Below are 18,306 nucleotides of genomic sequence, written 5' to 3'. Positions count from 1 at the left end.
CTCAGCCGCGCTTCCTGTCGACGGTGGCACCCGCAGCGTCAGCCGCTGCCGTCAGCTCGGTGATGCGCGGAGCGACCTGCGGCCACGCCGCGTAGAACGGCCGCCCGACCTGCGGATCGCTGCCGGCGAAATCACGCACCACGAGTCCGGATTCGCGTGCGATGACGATCGCACCGAGAGTGTCGACCGGCGAATAGCTGCCGTTGAGGAAGGCGCAGCCGCGACCGACCGCGGTCGCGGCGAGTGACAGCGCTGACGAGCCCATGATGCGCACGGTCGCGAAGTCGCCCGCGAGGGCCGCGAGGGTCTCGGTCATGCCGAGCCACGGCACGTGGTTGAGCCACTCGGTGAAGACCACGCCGCCCGCCAGCTCCGCGTGCGCCGGTCGCTCGACAGGTCGATCGTCGACCCATGACCCCAATCCCCTTGCCGCGCTGAGGATCTCGCGGCGCCACGGGTCGGCGACCACGCCCAGCAGCGGCCCTGAGCGGTCGGCGCCGCCGATGCTGACCGAGCACCACGGCACGCCGGACGCGAAGTTGGTCGTGCCGTCGATGGGGTCGATCAGCCAGGTGAAGCCACTGGTCCCGGACGTGTCCTGCAACTCCTCCCCGGCGACCGCGTCGTCCGGGAAGTGCTCGCGCAGCGCGAGCCGGACCTGCAGCTCGACCGCGCGGTCGACCTCGGTGACGAGATCTGCGGCGTCGTGCTTGGCGTCGACGAGCCCGGGCGGCGACTCGCGCACCCGGTCGGCGGCGTCGCGGGCGATCGCTCGCGCGGTGTCGAGCCGTTGCTGCAGCTGCACCGGATCCATCACGGCACCAGCGTCTTGCGCAGTGTGGATGGCAGGCATTCCTTTGCGGTCGAAGCAGTTTCGTCTGATCAGCTGTATGGCGCAGGTCGCGCGTCGAGGTCGGCCGCGATCCGGCGCAGCCCGGGCACCTCGGAGTCGCGGCACCAGGTGCGGACGTCGGTCAGCGTCGGCGCGCTCGCCGCGCCACCGAGGCCGCGCACCGAGAGGGCCGCGCACACCTGGGCAAAGCGCAGCGCGTCCTCGGTGGGCAGGCCGAGCAGGTCGGCGCACATCAGGCCGCTGGTGAAGACGTCGCCCGCACCGGTCGCGTCGACCGCGGCGACGCGTTCGCCGGGCAGGGTCAGCGGGGGATGTGCCGCGGCGGAGGCCGATGCGGACGCGGAGTGCACCCCGCCCCGGCCACAGGTCACCACGACCCGCTCGACGTGATCGGTGAGCGCGGCTGCGGCTGAGGGCACATCGTCCCGGCCGGAGTAGGCGAGAGCCTCGATCTCGTTGAGCACCAACGCATCCACGCCGGCCAGTCGCCCGAGCACCTCGCCGGACCAGTCGTGGCGCTCGTCATACCCGACGCCGGCGTAGACGCGTGCTCCGCCGGCCCGCTGCGCGGCGAACCAGTCGTCCCCGCCGGGCTGCAGGCTGACGAAGCAGGCGCGGGCCTGCGGCAGTCGTGGCGCGAGCTCGCCGACCGGCACCGGGTCGAGCCGGCCGTGACTGATCATCGCGCGGTCGGCGCCGTTGCCGAAGGCGGCGGTGACCGGGGTGCGCACGCCCGGCAGGGCCGGCACCCGCACGTCCAGGTGCGCCTCACCGCGCAGAGAGCGCAGCAGGAAGTCGCCGGCCGGGTCCGGCCCGACCGGTGCGACCAGGCAGGTGGCCGCGCCGAGCCGCGCGGCAGCAACCGCGTTGTTGGCGATGCCGCCCGGGCAGAGCACCGACTCGGTCGCCCAGGTCTCGGTGCCGGGCTCGGGCGCGGCGGCCACGCCGGAGAAGATCACGTCGAGGAAGACCGTGCCGACGACCAGCACATCGACCCGGTCGGCGGGGTCGATGGCGGGTGCGGCGGGCACGCTGCTCACGGTTGGTAACCGTGGCACGGCTGATCGAGCTTGGCAACAATTGCGCGGATCTGGTCGATCGGCGTTCACGTCTCGGCCGTACTTCCGCCGCATCCCGGTCATCTCGCGTCACCTGCGCTCACGGCAGGGGTGGACCGTGCGCGTTTTTGCGCATATCGTCCGCTGTTGTGGCAGAGCCGGAAACCCACTCCCCACCCGCTGCCCGGATGATCGCCCGGCAACGGGACGACCGGATCCTCGCGGCACTGCGCGCCGACGGCACCGTCTCCGCGCAACAACTCGCCAGCATGTTGCAGGTCAGCCCGTCGACCATCCGCCGTGACCTCGGCCGGCTCGCCGACGACGGCCGCCTGCACCGGGTGCACGGCGGCGCCTACGTGCAGTCGGTCGAGACCCCGGACGAGGAGCGGCCCTTCGCCGACGTCGCGCTCGACCGGGCCGACGAGAAGGAGACGGTCGCCGCGACGGCCGCCTCGCTCGTGCGCGACGGCGACGTGGTCTATCTCGACATCGGCACCACGACCATGCGGGTCGCGCGCCGGCTGCGCGACCGCGACGTGCTGGTCGTGACCAGCAGCCTCGCCGTGCTCGACCAGGTGCGCACCGGGCGCGCCGAGGTGCTGTTGCTCGGCGGGAGCCTGCGGCGCAACTTCGAGTCGTTCGTCGGGCCGCTGACGACGGACGCGCTGCGGGCCGTCCGGCCGGACATCACCTTCCTGTCGTGCACCGGCGTGCGCCCCGACGGCGCGGTGCTCGACGACATCTCGGCCGAGGCCGCGATCAAGCGTGGCGCGGCCGAATTCGCCCAAGCGCTCGTGCTGCTCGCGACCGACGCGAAGTTTCCCGGCACCGGGACCTTCAAGGTGACCGACCTGACCGAGGTCGACACGGTCATCACGACCAAAGCCTCGGACCCGGCCACGCTCGAGCTCTGCCGCCGAGCGGGCGGCGAGGTGATCACCCTATGAGGCTGACGATCCTCGGCGGCGGTGGCTTCCGGGTGCCGCAGGTGCACCAGGCGCTGCTGGACGACCCGGAGCACCTGATCGACGAACTCGTGCTGCACGACACCGATCCGGCCCGGCTGACGGTGATCGAGCAGGTGCTCGCCGGGCAGTCGGCGGGCGCCCGGGGCGCCGGTCAGGTCCGGGTGACCGCGACGTCAGATCTCCAATCCGCCCTGCGGGCAACCGATTTCGTCTTCTCGGCGATCCGCGTCGGTGGGCTGGAGGGACGGGTCACCGACGAACGCTCTGCGCTCGCGCTCGGTGTGCTCGGCCAGGAGACGACCGGCCCGGGCGGCATCGGCTACGCGGTGCGCACGCTGCCGGTCGCCTGGCAGATCGCGAAAACCGTTGCGGCGGTGGCCCCTTCGGCATACGTCATCAACTTCACCAACCCCGCGGGCATCATCACCGAGGGCATGCAGCAGGTGCTCGGCGACCGGGTCGTCGGCATCTGTGACACCCCGAGCGGGCTCGGCATCCGCCTCGCCAGGCTGTATGACGTGAGCCCCGACCAGGTGCGGCTCGACTACGTCGGGCTCAACCACCTCGGCTGGCTGCGGCACGCCTGGACCGGCGGCCGCGACCTGGTGGCGCAGGTGCTCGCCGACGACGACCGGCTGCAAGAGCTCGAGGAGGGGCGGCTGTTCGGCGCCGACTTCCTGCGCGGCCTCGGCATGCTGCCGAACGAATACCTCTATTACTACTACCGCAACCTCGACGCCGTCGCCGCGCTGGAGAGCGCCGAGCAGACCCGCGGCGAATACCTGGTGCGGCAGCAGACCGGCTTCTACCGGGCCGCGACCGGTGCCGACCCGGCGACCGCCCTCGACCTCTGGGCCGCGGCGCGGGCCGACCGCGAGACGACCTACATGAGCGAGGCGCGGGAGGCCGACGAGGAGCGCCCGGACACCGGCGGCGGCGGTTACGAGGGTGTCGCGCTGGACGTGATGCGCTGCCTGGCGACCGGACAGTCACGCACGATGATCCTCAACGTTCGCAACGGATCCACGCTGCCGCAGCTGTCGCCCGAGGCGGTGATCGAGGTGCCGTCACTGGTCGACGGCGGGGGCGTGCGTCCGTTCGCGACCACCGCCCCGCCGCCCGCCGCCCTCGGGCTGATGACCCAGCTCAAGGGGGTCGAGCAGCAGGTCATCGCCGCGGTCGCCGCCGCCGACGAGCGGCTGCTCGCCGCCGCGCTCGGGCAGCACCCGCTGGTGCGCTCGCTCGCGGCGGCCGAGCAGCTGGCTTCGTCCTACCTGGCGCGCTCCTCACCGCCCCGTCGGTGACGCCGCCGCCCGCACCTCACTTGCCGTTGCCATTGCCGTTGCCATTGCCCTTGCCGCTGCTCGTCGGTGACGGCGAGGTCGGGCTCGGCGACGACGAGCTCGGCGCGCTGCTCGAGGACGTCGGGGACGGCGAGCTGGACTGCGTGGACGGCGTCGGCTGCGGGGGCGGCGTCTGCGTCACCGTCACCGAGACGGTCGGCGCGGCATACGCCCCGACGCGCAACACGACCGTGGAGTTGACGTCGGCCACCGACCCGCTCTCCGGCGAGGCGCTCAGCACCTTGCCGACCTGGCTCTGGTCGTTCACCGGCACGCTCTCGCTGCGGTAGCGCAGGTGCGCGTCGGACAGCGCGCTCTGCGCGTCGCCGACGTCCATCCCGACCAGGCCGCCCGGCACGTGCACCTTGCCGTTGCTGAGGTTGAGCGAGACGGTCTGGCTCGGGTCGGCCTGGGTGCCGATGCTGGGGTTGGTCGAGGCGACCTGACCCTTGGCGTACTGGCTGTCCGAGACGTCGGAGTTGCCGACGTTGACGTTGAGGAAACCCGCCTGTTGCAAGGCATCTCGAGCCTGTTGCTCGGTCTTGCCCGCCACGTTCGGCACTGCGACCAGCCCCGGACCGTCACTGACGTTGAGCACGATCTGGCTCGACGGATTGACCTCGGTGCCACCCGTCGGGTCGGTGCTTGCGACATACCCCTTGGACACGTCGCTGCTCTTGACCGGGTTGACCCGGATGTCGGTGAAGCCCGCGTCCTTCAGGGTGCGTTCGGCGGATGCCTGCGGCTGCTGCACGACACTCGGCACCCGGATCGTCGTGGTGTCGCTGCCGTTGTTCATCACCAGGTAGCCGATCCCGAGGATGGCGAGCAACGCCACGACCGCGGCCGCCACCCACAGGCCCGTATGACGGCGAGCCGGCCGGTCCTGGTCGTCGAACTCGCGGGTGTAGTCGCGCCGGCGAGGTGCCGGCGGGTCGGCCGCGGGCGGCGTGCGCCGCATCATCGAGGTCGCGCCCGCCCCGGCTCCGGCGCCGGCGAGCAGCGCGGTGGTCTCCTCGCTGAGCGGCGCCCCGGTGCGCGCGGCCTGCAGGTCGCCCCGGAAGGCCGCGGCGGTCTGGTAGCGGTCGTCGCGCTTCTTCTCCAGCGAGCGCAGGGCGACCGCGTCCATCGCCTTGGGCACCGACGGCTCGTAGAACGACGGCGGCTTCGGCGGGTCGGTGATGTGCTGGTAGACCAGCGACACCGGTTCGCCGACGAACGGCGTGCGGCCGGTGAGGAGTTCGTAGAACACACAGCCGGCGGAGTAGAGGTCGGAGCGGGCGTCGACGGTCTCGCCCTGCGCCTGCTCCGGCGAGAGATAGCGCGCGGTCCCGACCACGGCCTGCGCGGACGTCATCGTCGCGCCGGTGTCGGCGAGCGCCCGGGCGATGCCGAAGTCCATCACCTTGACGCTGCCGCCCTTGGTCAGCATCACGTTGGCGGGCTTGATGTCGCGGTGCACGATGCCCTTGTCGTGGGAATACTCCAGCGCCGACAGGATGCCCATCGTGACGCGGGCCGCCTCGTCCGGGGAGAGCTTGCCCTCCTCGTTGAGGATCTCGCGCAGCGTCTGCCCGTCGACATACTCCATCACGATGTAGGGCACGTCGACGGTCGCGCCGCCGGTCTCGGTGAACGTCTCCTCGCCGGAGTCGTAGACGGCGACGATCGAGTGGTGCGAGAGGCCGGCCGCCGACTGCGCCTCGCGGCGGAACCGCGTGAGGAACGAGGAGTCGCGCGCCAGGTCGACGCGCAGCATCTTGATCGCGACCGTGCGGCCGAGCCGGGTGTCGTGCCCGAGGTGGACCTCCGCCATACCGCCGCGGCCGATGAGTTCGCCGACTTCGTAGCGGCCGCCGAGGATGCGGGGGGAATCGGTCTCGGTCACGAGGATGCCTGCGGGGTGTAGGTCACGAGGGGTGAGTTGAACGGGCCGGTGTTGGGCGGGCTCGGCACCTTGTTGCCGCCGCCGGAGTTGACGACGGCGACGCCGATGACGATCCCGATCACGACCACAAGGGCGAGTATGCCGAGCCCGATCGCGAGCGGCGACAACCGACGCGACCTTGTCCCGGTCACCTGCGACCCGGTGGCGTGCGGAGACGCTTCGCCGCCCGGCGAACTGGACGATCGGCCGGACGACGACGGCAACCGGCGGCCGCCGGACGCGCCGGTCGCCTGCGGCCCGGATTGCACACCCGACTGCGACCCGGACTGCGGTCCCGACGGGGGCCCCGGATGTGTCCCGGAGTGCGGCCCGGACTGCGAGCCCGCCTGCGAGCCTGCCGGGGGGCCGGACTGCGGGCCGGACTGCGGGCCGGACCCGCCACCCACGCCACCCTGTGCGCTCGCCGGCACGGGGCGCGGCGGGGCGGCATAGGGGTTGTAGCCGAGCTGCTGGCTGTCGGAGACCGCCTGGCGCAGCGCCCGGCCGTACTCCTGGGCGGAGTCGGGCCGCAGCGCGGGGTCCTTCTCGAGCCCGACGTGCACCACGGCCCGCACCGGCGGCGGGACCTCCGCGGGCAGCGGCGGCGGTGCGTCGTTGACGTGCTGCAGCGCGAGCGCGACGGCACTGTCGGCGTTGAACGGCCTTCTGCCCCCGAGCATTTCGTAGGTGACCACGGCGAGTGAGTAGACGTCGGTGAGCGCGGTGGTGTCCCTGCCCATCGCCGCCTCGGGGGCGAGATATTGCGCGGTGCCCATGACCTCGCCGGTCTTGGTCATCGCCGTCGAGCCGACCGCGCGCGCGATGCCGAAGTCGGTCAGCTTCACCACGCCGTCGGGGGTGACGAGCATGTTGGCCGGCTTCACGTCGCGGTGGATGAGACCGGCGCGGTGCGCGGCGTGCAGCGCCGCGGCGGCCTGACCGATGAGCCCGACGGTGTCGGCCGCCGAGATCGGGCCGCGCTCGGAGAGGATCTTCGACAGCGGCTTGCCGGGCACATACTCCATCACCAGGAAGGCCAGGTTGCCGTCCTCGCCGTAGTCGTAGACCTGGGCGATGTTGCCGTGCGCCAGCGCGGCGGACAGCCGGGCCTCGTTGCGGAAGCGCTCGGTGAAGCCCTCCTCGTCGGTCAGCCCTTCCTTGAGCAGCTTGACCGCCACCGTGCGACCGAGGATCTCGTCGCGCGCCTGCCAGACCTCGCCCATGCCGCCGGCCGCGATGCGCTCGGTCAGCCGGTAGCGACCGCCCATCAGGTCTCCGGTGCTGCTCATGGCATCTCCCTCCCCGGTCGGGTGACGTCTTCGGCCCGGGTGGATCCTGACTCGCTCCGCTCGGTCATTTGCCGATCACCGCTTCCATCACCTGCTTGGCGATCGGTGCTGCCACCAGACCGCCGGTTGCTTCCTGCCCGACCGTTCCGCCGTTCTCGACCAGCACCGCGACCGCGACCTTCGGGTTGTCCGCCGGTGCGAAACCGGTGAACCACACGTCGGCGTTGGCGCCCGAGCCGTGCTCGGCCGTGCCCGTCTTACCCGCCACCTTGATGCCGGGGATCGCCGCTCCGGTTCCCGAGCCGTCCGTGACGACCGACTGCATCATCGTGTTGAGCTGGCTCGCGGTGTCGCCCGAGATCGGCTTGGCGAAGGTCTTGGGGTCGGTGGTCTGGATGACGTCGAGGTTCTTGTCCCGCACCGACTGCACGAGGTATGGCGTCATCTCCGTGCCGCCGTTGGCGACCGCCGCGCTCACCATCGCGATCTGCAGCGGGGTCGCCCGCACCTCGAACTGGCCGATCGCCGACTGGGCGAGCTGCGGCTTGTTGAGGTCGGACGGGAAGACGCTCGGGGTGACCGTCATCGGGATGTCCACCGACTTGCCGAAGCCGAACTTGGTGGCCATGCTCCGCACGGAGTTCTGGCCGAGGTCCATGCCGAGCTGGGCGAAGGCGGTGTTGCAGCTGATCGCGAGGGCCCGGGTCAGGCTGACCTTGTCGCCGGCCCCGCAGTTGCCGGGGAAGTCGTTGGGCAGGTAGCTGTTGGTGCCGGGCAGCCGCAGCGACGCCGGGCCGGGCAGCGTCGACTCGGGGGTGTACTTGCCCGACTCGAGCGCCGCGGCGGCGTCGATGATCTTGAACGTCGAGCCCGGCGGGTAGAGGTTGCCGTTGATGGCCCGGTTGAGCAGCGGCTGCGCGGGGTCTTTCGACAGCCGGGTGAAGGCGGACTGCACCGCGTTGAGGTCGTGGCTGGCGAGCAGGTTCGGGTCGTATGACGGGCTGGTCGCCATCGCGAGGATCGCGCCGGTCTTGGGGTCGAGCGCGACGATCGCGCCGCGCTGGCCCTTGAGTGCGTTGGTGGCGGCCTGCTGCGCCTTGGCGTTGAGGGTCAGTTGCACGCTGGCGCCCTGCGCGGACTTGCCGGTGACGATGTCGACCAGCCGCCGGTAGAACAGCTTGTCGGAGCTGCCGGAGAGGAAGTCGTTGTAGTGCCGCTCGACCGCGCTGCTGCCGTAGGTGAACGAGTAGTAGCCGGTCGCCGCGGCATACATCGGGCCCTGCGGATACTTGCGCAGCCACTTCAGCTGGTCGTCGGTCGGCGAGGAGTAGGCGACGGCGTTGCCGCCGACGAGGATCGACCCCCGCTCCTTGCTGTATGACGCCAGCAGCGTGCGCCGGTTGCCGGGCTTGTTGTCGAGCGAGCGGGCCTGGGCGAACTGGATGATCGTCGCGGCCACCAGCAGCGAGCAGAACATCGCGGCCACGACGAGGCCGAGTCGGCGGATCGGAGCGTTCATCTAGTTTTCACCACTTGGGTGTCGTCGGTGGAGAGGCGCTCGGGCCGTTCGGGCTCGCTGGGCCGGCGGGCCTGGTCGCTGATGCGCAGCAGGAGCGCGACGATCACCCAGTTGGCGAGCAGCGAGGAGCCGCCCGCGGAGAGGAAGGGCGTGGTGAGGCCGGTCAGCGGGATGACCCGGGTGACGCCGCCGACGACCACGAAGACCTGCAGCGCCATCGAGAAGGCGAGCCCGGTGGCGAGCAGCTTGCCGAAGCCGTCGCGGCTGGCGATGCCGGCGCGCAGGCCGCGCTCGACGATCAGCCCGTAGAGCATCAGGATCGCGAAGAGCCCGACGAGGCCGAGCTCCTCGCCGAAGGAGGGGATGATGAAGTCGGAGTTGGCGAAGTAGGTGAGTTCGGGGTGGCCCTGGCCGAGGCCGGTGCCGAACATGCCGCCGGCCGCCATACCCATCAGGCCCTTGGCGATCTGGTCGGACAGGCCGGGCTGGAACGGGTCGAGCCACAGCGAGACGCGCTCCTGGAAGTGCGCGAAGAGCAGGTAGGCCAGGTAGGACCCGGCGAGGAAGAGGCCGAGGCCGATGATGATCCAGGAGCGGCGCTCGGTCGCCACGTAGAGCATCCCGACGAACAACCCGAAGAACAGCAGCGAGGTGCCGAGGTCGGACTCGAAGACGAGCACGCCGAGCGAGGCGAGCCAGGCGATCATGATCGGGCCCATGTCGCGGGCCCGGGGCAGCGGCAGGCCGAGCATCCGCCGGCCGACCAGCGACAGCGCGTCGCGGGTCTGCACCAGGTAGCTGGCGAAGAAGATGGTGATCAGGATCTTGGCGATCTCGCTGGGCTGGAAGGAGAAGCCGCCGAAGCCGATCCAGACGCGAGAACCGTTGATGTTCTTACCGATCAGCGGCAGCAGCGGTGTGAGCAGCAGCACGAAACCGGCGAGCCCGAAGCTGAAGGTGTAGCGCCGTAGCCGCCGGTGGTCGGGCACGACGAAGAGCAGCGCGACGGCCGCGATCACTCCGACGGCGGTCCACATGAGCTGTTTCGGTGCCGCGTTGGGGCCGCCGGGGCTGAGGTCGATCCGGTGGACCATCACCAGCCCGAGACCGTTGAGCAGGGTCACGATCGGCAGCAGCACCGGGTCGGCGTACGGCGCCTTCCAGCGCAGCACCAGGTGGAAGGCGAACGCGACGACCGCGAAACCCCCGCCGAGCGTCACCAGGTCGACCGGCAGCGCGTTGTCGATCGCCAGGCCGACGTTGGCGTAGGCGACCAGCACGATCGCGACGGCAACGATGAGCAGGACCAGCTCGGTGTTGCGTCGCGTCTTGGGTGCGGTGGCGTCGACGGTGCTCACTCAGCAACTGCTCCCGTCGAGTTGCAGCTGGCAGGCGACCATGTCGGAGCGGAGGTTCTCCACGATGCTGATCGCGCCTTCGCGGCTGCCCGAGGTCATCGTCTTGGAGGTGACTTTGCCGCGGTCGTAACTCGGCAGGTCGGCGACCCAGATGTCGGTCACGGTGTCGGCGGAGTGCAGCCTGATCGGACCGAGATTCTGCGAAATGCCTTGGTAGATCGTGACTTTCCCGTTGTGCTGGGCGATGTAGTACTGGCGCTGGGTGGCGGCGTAGCCGAGGACGCCGGCGACCACCAGCACGGCGAGCACCAGCAGCCCGAGCAGCGAGCGGCGCAGCCAGGTGAAGCGGCCGCGGTCGCCCTCCTCGGCGAGCATCGGGGTCGCGGGGGCGTCGTCGCCCCCGTCGCCGCCGGTGTCGCCGGTGCTGGCAGGGGCGTTGGCCTCGCGGCGGAGCGCGGCGGCCTTCTCGGCCGGGGTGCGCGGCTGGGTGTCGTCGGCGTCCGGCACCACGTGGTGCGCGGCGGCGGCGCCGACCACCTGCGGGGAGGTGGAGACCGGCGACTTCTCGTCGACGACTTCGGCGACGATGACGGTGACGTTGTCGCGGGTGGCCGCCTTGAGGGCGATCGCGATCAGCCGGTCGGCGATCTCGCCGGGGGTGCCGTCGCCGGTGAGGATGCTCTCGATCGTGCCGGCGGCGACGTAGTCGGGCAGGCCGTCGGAGCAGAGGAGGTAACGGTCGCCGACCTTCGCCTCGCGCAGCGACAGGTCGGGCTCGTCCTCCTCCCGGCCGGTGAGCACCCGGGTGACGAGCGACCGCTGCGGGTGGTGCTCGGCCTCCTCCGCGGTGATCCGGCCGTCGTCGAGCAGTGCCTGGACGAAGCTGTGGTCCTTGGTGATCTGGGTGAAGACGCCGTCGCGGACCAGGTAGGCACGCGAGTCGCCGATGTTGGCCATCGCCAGCATGCTGCCGCTGCGCAGGAAGGCGATCAGCGTGGTGCCCATGCCCTCGAGGTCGGGCTCGTGGTCCATCTCCTCGCGCAGTCGCGCGTTGGCGTGGTCGACCGCGGAGCTGAGCCGGCGCAGGGCCTCGTCCGACCCGTAGGACTCGCCGTCGAGGCCGACGAGTTCGGCGACGACGGTGGAGCTGGCCATGTCGCCGGCCGCGTGCCCGCCCATGCCGTCGGCGAGGACGAGCAGGTCGGGCCCGGCATACCCGGAGTCCTCGTTGCGGTTCTTGCTGCCGAGTCCGAGGTCGGAGCGGGCCGCGTAGCGCAGCGAGATCGTCATGCGGCGATCACTTCCTGACTTCGAGCACGGTCTGCCCGATGCGGATCCGGCTGCCCTCGCCGAGCGGGACGCGCTCGCCGATGCGCTCGCCCCCGACATACGTGCCGTTGGTGGAGCCGAGGTCGTCGATCAGCCATTGGTCACCGTCGCGGTAGATGCGGGCGTGGCGGCCGCTCGCGAAGTCGTCGGAGAGCACCAGCGTGCACTCGGGGTTGCGGCCGATCAGCACACCGCCGTCGGTGAGCGGCACGGTGCTGCCGCGCATGGAGCCCTCGGTGATCGCCAGGTGGGTCGGCCCGCGGCGGATCGCGCGCGGCTGCCGGGCGGGCGGCGGCGTCGGCGTGGTGGTGCGTCGGTCGGCGGTGCGGGTCACCACGCGGGTGCCGTAGATGTCGCCGCGCAGCACGCTCACGATGCTGAAGATGAAAGCCCAGAGCAGAGCCAGCAAGCCGAGACGGATCGCTGTCATGGTCAGTTCGCTCACCGGCTGCCGCCTTCATGGACGACCATCTTCGTCCGGCCGACCGTCAGCCGGTCGCCCTCGTGCAGGTGGGTGCTGCTGATCGGGTCGCCGTTGACGTAGGTGCCGTTGGTCGAGCCGAGGTCGCGGATGCGCAGGACCTGGTGCGGGCCGTCATAGGTGAGCCGGATCTCGCTGTGCCGCCTGGAGATGCCCGGGTCGTCGAGCACGATGTCGGCGTCGTCGTCGCGCCCGATCACGGTGATGGCACCGATCAGCGGGTAGCGGTCGCCGTCGATCTCCAGCCACGGCCGCTGCTTCAGCCTGCGCGGCGCCGCGGGTGACGGGCGGTAGTCCTCGCGCTCCGGCTTCACCGCGTTGTATGCCGCGCCGGCGTCCGAGGTCTCGACGTAGTGGCGGCTGGCGTCACCGGTCTCGGCACGGTCGCTGGGCTGGTTGGTCGGGTACGGCCCTCGGCTCGGCGCGCTGTCGTGACTGGTCGGGTACGGCGAGCCGCTAGGCGAGCTGCTGTGGTTGGTCGAGTAGGGCGAGCCGCTAGGCGAGCCCGTATCGAGACCCCCCGGCTGCTGCGGAAAACCCCGGCCGCCCGGTTCGTGGCCGGCCGGCGCACGCGGGTGGTCGTGGTCGCGGGCGGGCGGCATACGGCGGGGAACGGCACCCGACTTCACCTGGCGGGCGGTCGAGGGGCGCAGCCGGAAGACGCCGGTCTCCAGCGAGTCGTCCTCGCTGAACTGCACGCTGACGGGTCCGCCCGGCTGGTAGCGCTGGCTCTCGGCATGCTCGGCGGCGGTGGCGATCAGGTCGTCGGCGAGGTCGGCCTCGTGCTCGGTGACGAGCGCCTCGTAGTCGGTGGTGGACAGCTCGATGGTGAAGAGGTTGGGCACGATCATCCGCTTGCCCTTGCCGGCGCTCGCCGCCCGGTCGTCCATCGCGCGGCGCATCGCGCTCGCGATCTCGACCGGCTGCACCTCCGAGCGGAACGCGCGCGCGAAGGCGCCGTTGACACCGCGCTCGAGTCGTCGCTCCAGCTTGTCGAAGATGCCCACGTGTCGCCTCCCTGGTGTGCTCGTCTCGTCTGCTCGTCGGGCCCGCACTCCGCCTGCCCCGATGCCTGCCTCGGTACTGTCCCGCTACCTGTCTCGATGTCTGTCCCGGCGCTTGCCCCGGGACAGACAGATGGCTGCCGCCGACCCGGGTGCGCCGCAGGGCAGTCCACCGCCTGCGTCATGGTAACTGCGCCGTGTGTGACGTCCCGTCATACGCGCCCGGCTCCCTGCAATGAGTTGCGCGTCATCCGCTCAGGTCGCTCGCGCCCCCACCCCCTCCCGCCACTGACGGCTCCCTCGCCGAGTGACGCCCGCAACCGGCCGTCACTCGGCGATCTCGCCGTCACTCGACGCGGCGATGGGCCGCGCCACCGCTCGATTGGCGTTTGGCGGCCAGACAAGGCACACTGGTCCGGCACTCGCGCGAGTGGCGGAACGGCAGACGCGCTGGCTTCAGGTGCCAGTGTCCGAAAGGGCGTGGGGGTTCAAATCCCCCCTCGCGCACGCGTGTGATGTCTCAACGACATCTGCAAGGACCGAACCCTCAGGGAGGGTTCGGTCCTTGTTGTTTTGGGGATGGTAGTCGCGGCTGGGGTCGAGGGTGAGTTGGCGGATCACTTCGCCGGTGACGGCGTCGATGATGGTGATTTGAGGTCTTGGACGAGCAGGATGACGCGGTGGCCGTTCCATGGCCGGCCGATGTGACCTGTACCCGCCTTCTCGGACACCTGGACTAGGGCGATGATCGTCTCGGAACGGAGCTGTGAGATGGCCTGAACCGAAGTCCCCCAGTTTCGGCAGCGTGCCGTGGAGTTGGCGCCGGGTCGTGCGAAACTGGTCGCACAGATCGCGAAGGGCCCTGGGGATCAGCGAGTCAGACCGGATAATAAGGGAGCGGGAGGCTATGCTCTCCCCCTACAGCAGGCGCCCCGGGCCCACAATATCTGATCGGATTCCATGATGCCTGAGACCTTCGGCCATCATCCTTGGGCGGTCAGCGATCTCGTTGCCGGGGTGGACTCGGGTCGTGTCAGGCTGCCAGACATCCAGCGCCCTTTCGTTTGGTCAAACGCGAAGATTCGCGACCTGGTGGACTCGATGTATCGAGGATTCCCGGTCGGGCAACTGATGTTCTGGGAGAACGCAGACGAGTCGCACGCCCGCAGCATCGGTGTTGATGCGAAGACGCAGGGCGCCTCGATGCAGGTCATCGACGGACAGCAACGGCTGACTTCGCTGTACGCCGTGGTCAAGGGGGTGGCCGTCCTACGCGAGGACTACTCCGAGGAACGAGTGGTCATCTCGTTCAACCCGCTGACCGAACGTTTCGCTGTGCCGGACAACGCGATCCGACGTTCCAGCGATTGGGTGCACGACATCCGCACCGTCTTCGAGTCACCCATCGACGCGCGATCCGACTACATCGAGCGTCTGGAGCGGGCTCGCGGCGGCAAGCGGCTGGAGAGGAGCGCCGAGCGAGAGATCGAGGAGGCGATCAATCGGCTCAATCAGGTGCTCGCCTACGGGTTCCAGGTCGTGCAACTCAAACCCAACGTCAGCCGCGAGACAGTCGCGGACATCTTCGTGCGGATCAACTCCGAGGGCGTCAAACTCTCCTCCACCGACTTCATCCTGACCTGGCTGTCGGTCTTCTGGGAGCAGGGACGCCAAGAACTCGAAGACTTCGCCAAGGCGTCGCGGTTCACCCCGCAGGAGTTGACCCGGATTCAGGGCGAGCGGGTCGCGTGGACGCCGAAGAATGCCTTCCTGACGCTCGACCCCGGTCATGTGCTCCGTGTCGTCGTTGCCGTAGGCAACAAGCGGGCACAGTTGCAGGACGCCTACAACGCTCTGCGTGGACGTGACAGGCGCACCAGACAGATCGTGCCGGAAGAGCGGGAGCGGCAACTTGCCCTGCTGAAGACGGGGCAGGCGCACGTGCTGAAACCGCACCACTGGGACGAGTACTTGAAGGTGATCGAGCGCGCAGGCATGCGCACGAGCGCCATGATCACCTCGAAGAACGCCGTTCTCTTCGGGTACGCCATCTGGCTGCTCGGGCGGGTCGAGTTCGGGGTGCCTGTGGACGAACTTCGAGAACTGATGGCGCGGTGGTACTTCATGGCGCAGATCACCGCCCGCTACTCCGGTAGCGCGGAGACGAGGGGGCAGGAAGACATCAATCGTCTCGACGCGCTGGAGCGCACCCCGGAGCAGTTCCGCGATGCGATCACGAGCCAGATCGAGACCAACCTGACCGATGACTGGTGGCGGGTCACCCTCCCCGAGGACTTGCACACCTCCAACACCACAGGGCCCGCCTACACGGGGTACCTCGCAGCTCTGACGATCCTCGATGCCGAGGTGCTGCTGTCCACTCTCACTGTCAAGGATTGGCTCGACCCGTCGCGGCGACCCGTCAAGGGCGTCGAGAAGCATCACCTCTTTCCGAAGGACTACCTGAAGCAGCAACTTGGGTATACCAGCACGCGGCAGATCAATCAGGTCGCGAATCAGGCGCTGGTCGAGTGGTCCGACAACATCGACATCTCCAGCGACGCCCCCAACGAGTACTGGACTCAGCAAGTAGATGACAAGGCCATGGGTGAAGACCGGCTTGCGCGCCAACGTTGGTGGCACGGACTGCCGGACGGTTGGACGGAACTGTCATACGAGGAGTTCTTGGATCAGAGGCGGCGGCTGCTGGCCCAGGTGACCCGTGAAGGATTCCGTAAGTTGTCGGACCCGAACTACCGCCCAAGCCCCGCCGTAGTCACTGCGCCAGCCGTCGAGGCTGCCCTGCCCACTTTCGAGCAGATGGTCCGAACCATGACCATCCCGCCCGGTACGTACCTCATCCCTACCGATGGTCACGGCGGCTCAATCGCTGAGGACGCCGAGATCCTCTTGGACGACGTTGAGTATCGTTCGCCCGATGAGGCGGCTCGCGCTGACGGAGCGCATGAGGTCGACCCACGGGTGTGATGCCTCATGACATCTGCAACCGAAGTTGCTTTGGCAGCAGTTGCCATGTCGCCCCCAGTAACGCGTTGGTGACAGCGCGCAGTCGCTGTTGATGCGGGCGAGTAACTCGGGATCCAACTCAGCGAAGTATTCGACCTCTTTGGCGTGCCCTGTGGGAGCCCAGTTTCGACCGGATCGATGAGGTCACACAGGTGGTGCCGTCGGTTCACTGCGTCGTAGTAGCTGATAAAACTGCCGGTGTGTTGCTGCGGAAGGCCGAGCAGTTCACGAGACTGGGGGCCGAGTTGTTCCCACAGCCGAGCGGCCATTTTCCTTGCCGTGCATCACTGTGCCGGACATGTCAGCGACCAGCCCCGCGACGAGAAGCTGCTCGTCGGTGACCCGCGCGGGTCATCCGCCGTTGGTGTGTCGGTCCGGACATCACTGAGATGCTGTCGCAGCTGGTCAAGAGCGCGCTTGTGTTCGCAGGGCCGCGCGGTAGGTGGCGTGGTCGGGCGCTGACCGACCGGCAGGAGTCCGCTAAACCATCCCGGTTGTCGTCATCCGCCACACGCTCGCGTCGCCGACCTACGGTGATGCCCATGAGCGAATGGTGGCAGGCCGTTCCCGTTGCCGGGCTGTGCTCGATGACGTCCGGGGTCACTTGGATCGGATGGGGACACAGACGTTGGTGGTCGAACTCGTCAAGTGACGACGGAGCCATCCGATATCCAAAGCTGATGGTATCCCTAGCCCAATACCAGTTCGCCGACATCGATGCCGTGATCCGCCCGAGCGCGCTGCGTTCCATCACCGAAGAGATCGGCGCACGAGCCCTCGCAGACTCGTTGATCCCCGGCACTGAGATCACCGTGGCCGGTCGCTGGCAGGCCAAACGCGACCAGAGCGAACTGCAGTTCAACATAGGGCGGATCGGGCCGCAGAGCGCCTGGCCGGGATTTGTCAGCGGGTGGCGCATCGATCAACGGCTGGAAGTAGAGGCAAGCGGCGCGCCGGTCACCTCACGTCCGGCCAGTTCGTGGCAGGTCAAGGCGCGCAGTATGCGGAAGCCTGGCGAGACCTGGGCGGACGACGAGTGCTGGTGATTGGCAGCGTATGCGGCCAGGGTGGCGGGGATATCCGCCGGCACTCGGGCGGCACGATGCGTCAACTCCTGGACTTCACCAACCAGCGCGTAAGGCAACCTGAACAGGAGTGACGAAGTGTCCGGGTCAGATGGGAGCGCATTGCCACCACCAGCCCTGCGTTAGGCGAGCAGCATCTCACCGGCTCCAAGGCCGCCCGCAGGAGCAAGTGATCGAAGGGCTTTGCGGGACCTCAGCCTTCGGCCATAGTGAGATCAGTCACAAATTCCGCGCACATCTTCCGGCGTTAACGTGAACATCTCCCCGCCGGCGTCAAGTCTCCGGGCCAATCAGTGTGCCGTAGATCTTGATCCACTCCGCCATCGCCGTGACTTGCTGGTACAGACTCTCGCCAGCCGGAGTCAGCGCGTATCTGACCCGCGGGGGTCGCGAGCACGTGACGTCTCTGCGCACCAATCGGTCCTCCTCCAATCGCTGCAGTGCGCTGGACAACACCTTCGAACTCACCCCAGGCAGAGCGGTCCGCAGCTCGCTGAACCTCATCGCGCGCCCGTTCAACTCTCGACAGATCAGCAGGCTCCACCGCTCCCCCATCCGAGCGAAAACCCCTCGCACCTGACAGCCATCTGACATGCCCGACACCTTCCCCTGATGCTTGTTACCCCTGAGTAACCATACGACCCGAAGGTTACATAGTTCCGTAGCGGCCGCGGGCTACTACTCAGTACGTTCTCCGCAACTTCCTACCCGCCGTGCTCAGGAGAAGCCATGACGACGCTAGAACAGATCGAAGCTCGACTTTCCCCGCAAGGCCCAGTGAGGGAGGAGTGGGCAAACGTGGGAGCCACTGTTCGCTTCAACATCTCTGCTCCAGACATGGAAGTGACCATCGGGGCGGACGGATTGGTCACTACGGACGAGCCGACGCATGTCGTTGAGATTTCGTGGGACGACTTGAGTGACCTTCTTTGCGGCCGCAGCACATTCCTCGCGTCGTTCACCTCGGGACGCGTCCGAGTGTACGGGCCGGTGGTGCAAACAATCGCCATTGCTCAACTACTGCCATCTCTTTCAAGAAACGCCTGACATAGGAGGCATCAA

15 protein-coding genes and 1 tRNA gene are annotated in these 18,306 nt (G+C 68.9%); 6 read left to right on the top strand and 10 right to left on the bottom strand.

Going from position 1 to position 18,306, the window contains the following annotated elements:
• Position 1: 1 nt before the first annotated feature.
• Together HJ588_RS03780 and HJ588_RS03775 are read right to left on the bottom strand one after the other, a co-directional pair.
• Positions 2-814 (bottom strand): inositol monophosphatase family protein, encoded by an 813-nt coding sequence (locus tag HJ588_RS03780; RefSeq protein WP_246241919.1) that lies wholly within the window; start codon positions 812-814, stop codon positions 2-4.
• Between the two features lie 68 nt (positions 815-882).
• Positions 883-1,893, bottom strand: coding sequence for a PfkB family carbohydrate kinase (locus HJ588_RS03775; protein WP_171152076.1), 1,011 nt, complete (start codon positions 1,891-1,893; stop codon positions 883-885).
• Positions 1,894-2,060: 167 nt separating this feature from the next.
• On the opposite strand from HJ588_RS03775, the gene HJ588_RS03770 reads away from it, so the two are divergent.
• Both HJ588_RS03770 and HJ588_RS03765 read left to right on the top strand, forming a co-directional pair.
• Positions 2,061-2,861 (top strand): DeoR/GlpR family DNA-binding transcription regulator, encoded by an 801-nt coding sequence (locus HJ588_RS03770; protein WP_212755273.1) that lies wholly within the window; start codon positions 2,061-2,063, stop codon positions 2,859-2,861.
• Positions 2,858-4,186 carry a family 4 glycosyl hydrolase gene (locus HJ588_RS03765; protein WP_171152075.1) on the top strand — a complete coding sequence of 443 codons (1,329 nt, stop codon included), beginning with the start codon at positions 2,858-2,860 and terminating at the stop codon, positions 4,184-4,186. Before HJ588_RS03770 ends, HJ588_RS03765 begins: the two co-directional genes overlap by 4 nt.
• Before the next feature lie 16 nt (positions 4,187-4,202).
• On the opposite strand, the gene pknB is transcribed toward HJ588_RS03765, so the two are convergent.
• The 7 genes from pknB to HJ588_RS03730 all read right to left on the bottom strand — a co-directional run bounded on the left by pknB (position 4,203) and on the right by HJ588_RS03730 (position 13,135).
• Positions 4,203-6,113 (bottom strand): Stk1 family PASTA domain-containing Ser/Thr kinase, encoded by a 1,911-nt coding sequence (gene pknB / locus HJ588_RS03760; RefSeq protein ID WP_343036581.1) that lies wholly within the window; start codon positions 6,111-6,113, stop codon positions 4,203-4,205.
• Entirely contained in the window at positions 6,110-7,441 is a 1,332-nt protein-coding gene (locus tag HJ588_RS03755) for a protein kinase domain-containing protein (RefSeq protein ID WP_171152073.1), read from the bottom strand. Before HJ588_RS03755 ends, pknB begins: the two co-directional genes overlap by 4 nt.
• Before the next feature lie 64 nt (positions 7,442-7,505).
• Entirely contained in the window at positions 7,506-8,960 is a 1,455-nt protein-coding gene (locus tag HJ588_RS03750) for a peptidoglycan D,D-transpeptidase FtsI family protein (RefSeq protein ID WP_171152072.1), read from the bottom strand.
• A complete protein-coding gene (locus HJ588_RS03745) occupies positions 8,957-10,318 on the bottom strand; it encodes an FtsW/RodA/SpoVE family cell cycle protein (protein ID WP_171152070.1) in 1,362 nt (453 codons plus the stop codon). Before HJ588_RS03745 ends, HJ588_RS03750 begins: the two co-directional genes overlap by 4 nt.
• On the bottom strand, positions 10,319-11,608 hold the full coding sequence (locus HJ588_RS03740; RefSeq protein ID WP_171152067.1) for a PP2C family protein-serine/threonine phosphatase: 1,290 nt from the start codon (positions 11,606-11,608) through the stop codon (positions 10,319-10,321).
• A gap of 7 nt (positions 11,609-11,615) precedes the next feature.
• Positions 11,616-12,092 carry an FHA domain-containing protein FhaB/FipA gene (locus HJ588_RS03735; RefSeq protein ID WP_171152066.1) on the bottom strand — a complete coding sequence of 159 codons (477 nt, stop codon included), beginning with the start codon at positions 12,090-12,092 and terminating at the stop codon, positions 11,616-11,618.
• Positions 12,089-13,135: an FhaA domain-containing protein gene (locus HJ588_RS03730; RefSeq protein WP_171152064.1), complete on the bottom strand. Its 1,047-nt coding sequence runs from the start codon at positions 13,133-13,135 to the stop codon at positions 12,089-12,091. Before HJ588_RS03730 ends, HJ588_RS03735 begins: the two co-directional genes overlap by 4 nt.
• A gap of 421 nt (positions 13,136-13,556) precedes the next feature.
• On the opposite strand from HJ588_RS03730, the gene HJ588_RS03725 reads away from it, so the two are divergent.
• The 3 genes from HJ588_RS03725 (at position 13,557) to HJ588_RS03715 (ending at position 17,205) form a co-directional block, all read left to right on the top strand.
• A tRNA-Leu gene (locus tag HJ588_RS03725) sits at positions 13,557-13,639 on the top strand.
• A 453-nt stretch (positions 13,640-14,092) separates the two neighbouring features.
• A complete protein-coding gene (locus HJ588_RS03720) occupies positions 14,093-16,120 on the top strand; it encodes a GmrSD restriction endonuclease domain-containing protein (protein WP_171152062.1) in 2,028 nt (675 codons plus the stop codon).
• Between the two features lie 581 nt (positions 16,121-16,701).
• Complete coding sequence (locus HJ588_RS03715; protein ID WP_171152060.1) at positions 16,702-17,205, top strand: hypothetical protein; 504 nt, start codon at positions 16,702-16,704, stop codon at positions 17,203-17,205.
• A gap of 312 nt (positions 17,206-17,517) precedes the next feature.
• On the opposite strand, the gene HJ588_RS20125 is transcribed toward HJ588_RS03715, so the two are convergent.
• Positions 17,518-17,799 (bottom strand): winged helix-turn-helix transcriptional regulator, encoded by a 282-nt coding sequence (locus HJ588_RS20125; protein ID WP_425483542.1) that lies wholly within the window; start codon positions 17,797-17,799, stop codon positions 17,518-17,520.
• A 174-nt stretch (positions 17,800-17,973) separates the two neighbouring features.
• Here HJ588_RS20125 and HJ588_RS03705 point away from each other — a divergent pair, with 174 nt between their 5' ends.
• Complete coding sequence (locus HJ588_RS03705) at positions 17,974-18,291, top strand: hypothetical protein (RefSeq protein ID WP_171152057.1); 318 nt, start codon at positions 17,974-17,976, stop codon at positions 18,289-18,291.
• The last annotated feature ends 15 nt before the right edge of the window (positions 18,292-18,306 follow it).

Origin of the sequence: Flexivirga aerilata (genome assembly GCF_013002715.1) — a bacterium.
In the GTDB taxonomy this organism is placed as follows: Bacteria; Actinomycetota; Actinomycetes; order Actinomycetales; family Dermatophilaceae; genus Flexivirga; species Flexivirga aerilata.
The sequence above is the reverse complement of the archived record's forward strand: the minus strand, read 5'-3'. Positions and strand labels throughout refer to the sequence as shown.

Excerpts from the sequence above, each read along its gene's own strand:
- HJ588_RS03740 (WP_171152067.1), bottom strand. The coding sequence starts at position 11,608 with ATGACGATCTCGCTGCGCTACGCGGCCCGCTCCGACCTCGGACTCGGC.
- HJ588_RS03705 (WP_171152057.1), top strand. The coding sequence starts at position 17,974 with ATGACGACGCTAGAACAGATCGAAGCTCGACTTTCCCCGCAAGGCCCA.
- HJ588_RS03765 (WP_171152075.1), top strand. The coding sequence starts at position 2,858 with ATGAGGCTGACGATCCTCGGCGGCGGTGGCTTCCGGGTGCCGCAGGTG.
- HJ588_RS20125 (WP_425483542.1), bottom strand. The coding sequence starts at position 17,799 with ATGGGGGAGCGGTGGAGCCTGCTGATCTGTCGAGAGTTGAACGGGCGC.
- HJ588_RS03780 (WP_246241919.1), bottom strand. The coding sequence starts at position 814 with ATGGATCCGGTGCAGCTGCAGCAACGGCTCGACACCGCGCGAGCGATC.
- HJ588_RS03750 (WP_171152072.1), bottom strand. The coding sequence starts at position 8,960 with ATGAACGCTCCGATCCGCCGACTCGGCCTCGTCGTGGCCGCGATGTTC.
- HJ588_RS03755 (WP_171152073.1), bottom strand. The coding sequence starts at position 7,441 with ATGAGCAGCACCGGAGACCTGATGGGCGGTCGCTACCGGCTGACCGAG.
- HJ588_RS03720 (WP_171152062.1), top strand. The coding sequence starts at position 14,093 with ATGATGCCTGAGACCTTCGGCCATCATCCTTGGGCGGTCAGCGATCTC.
- HJ588_RS03715 (WP_171152060.1), top strand. The coding sequence starts at position 16,702 with ATGAGCGAATGGTGGCAGGCCGTTCCCGTTGCCGGGCTGTGCTCGATG.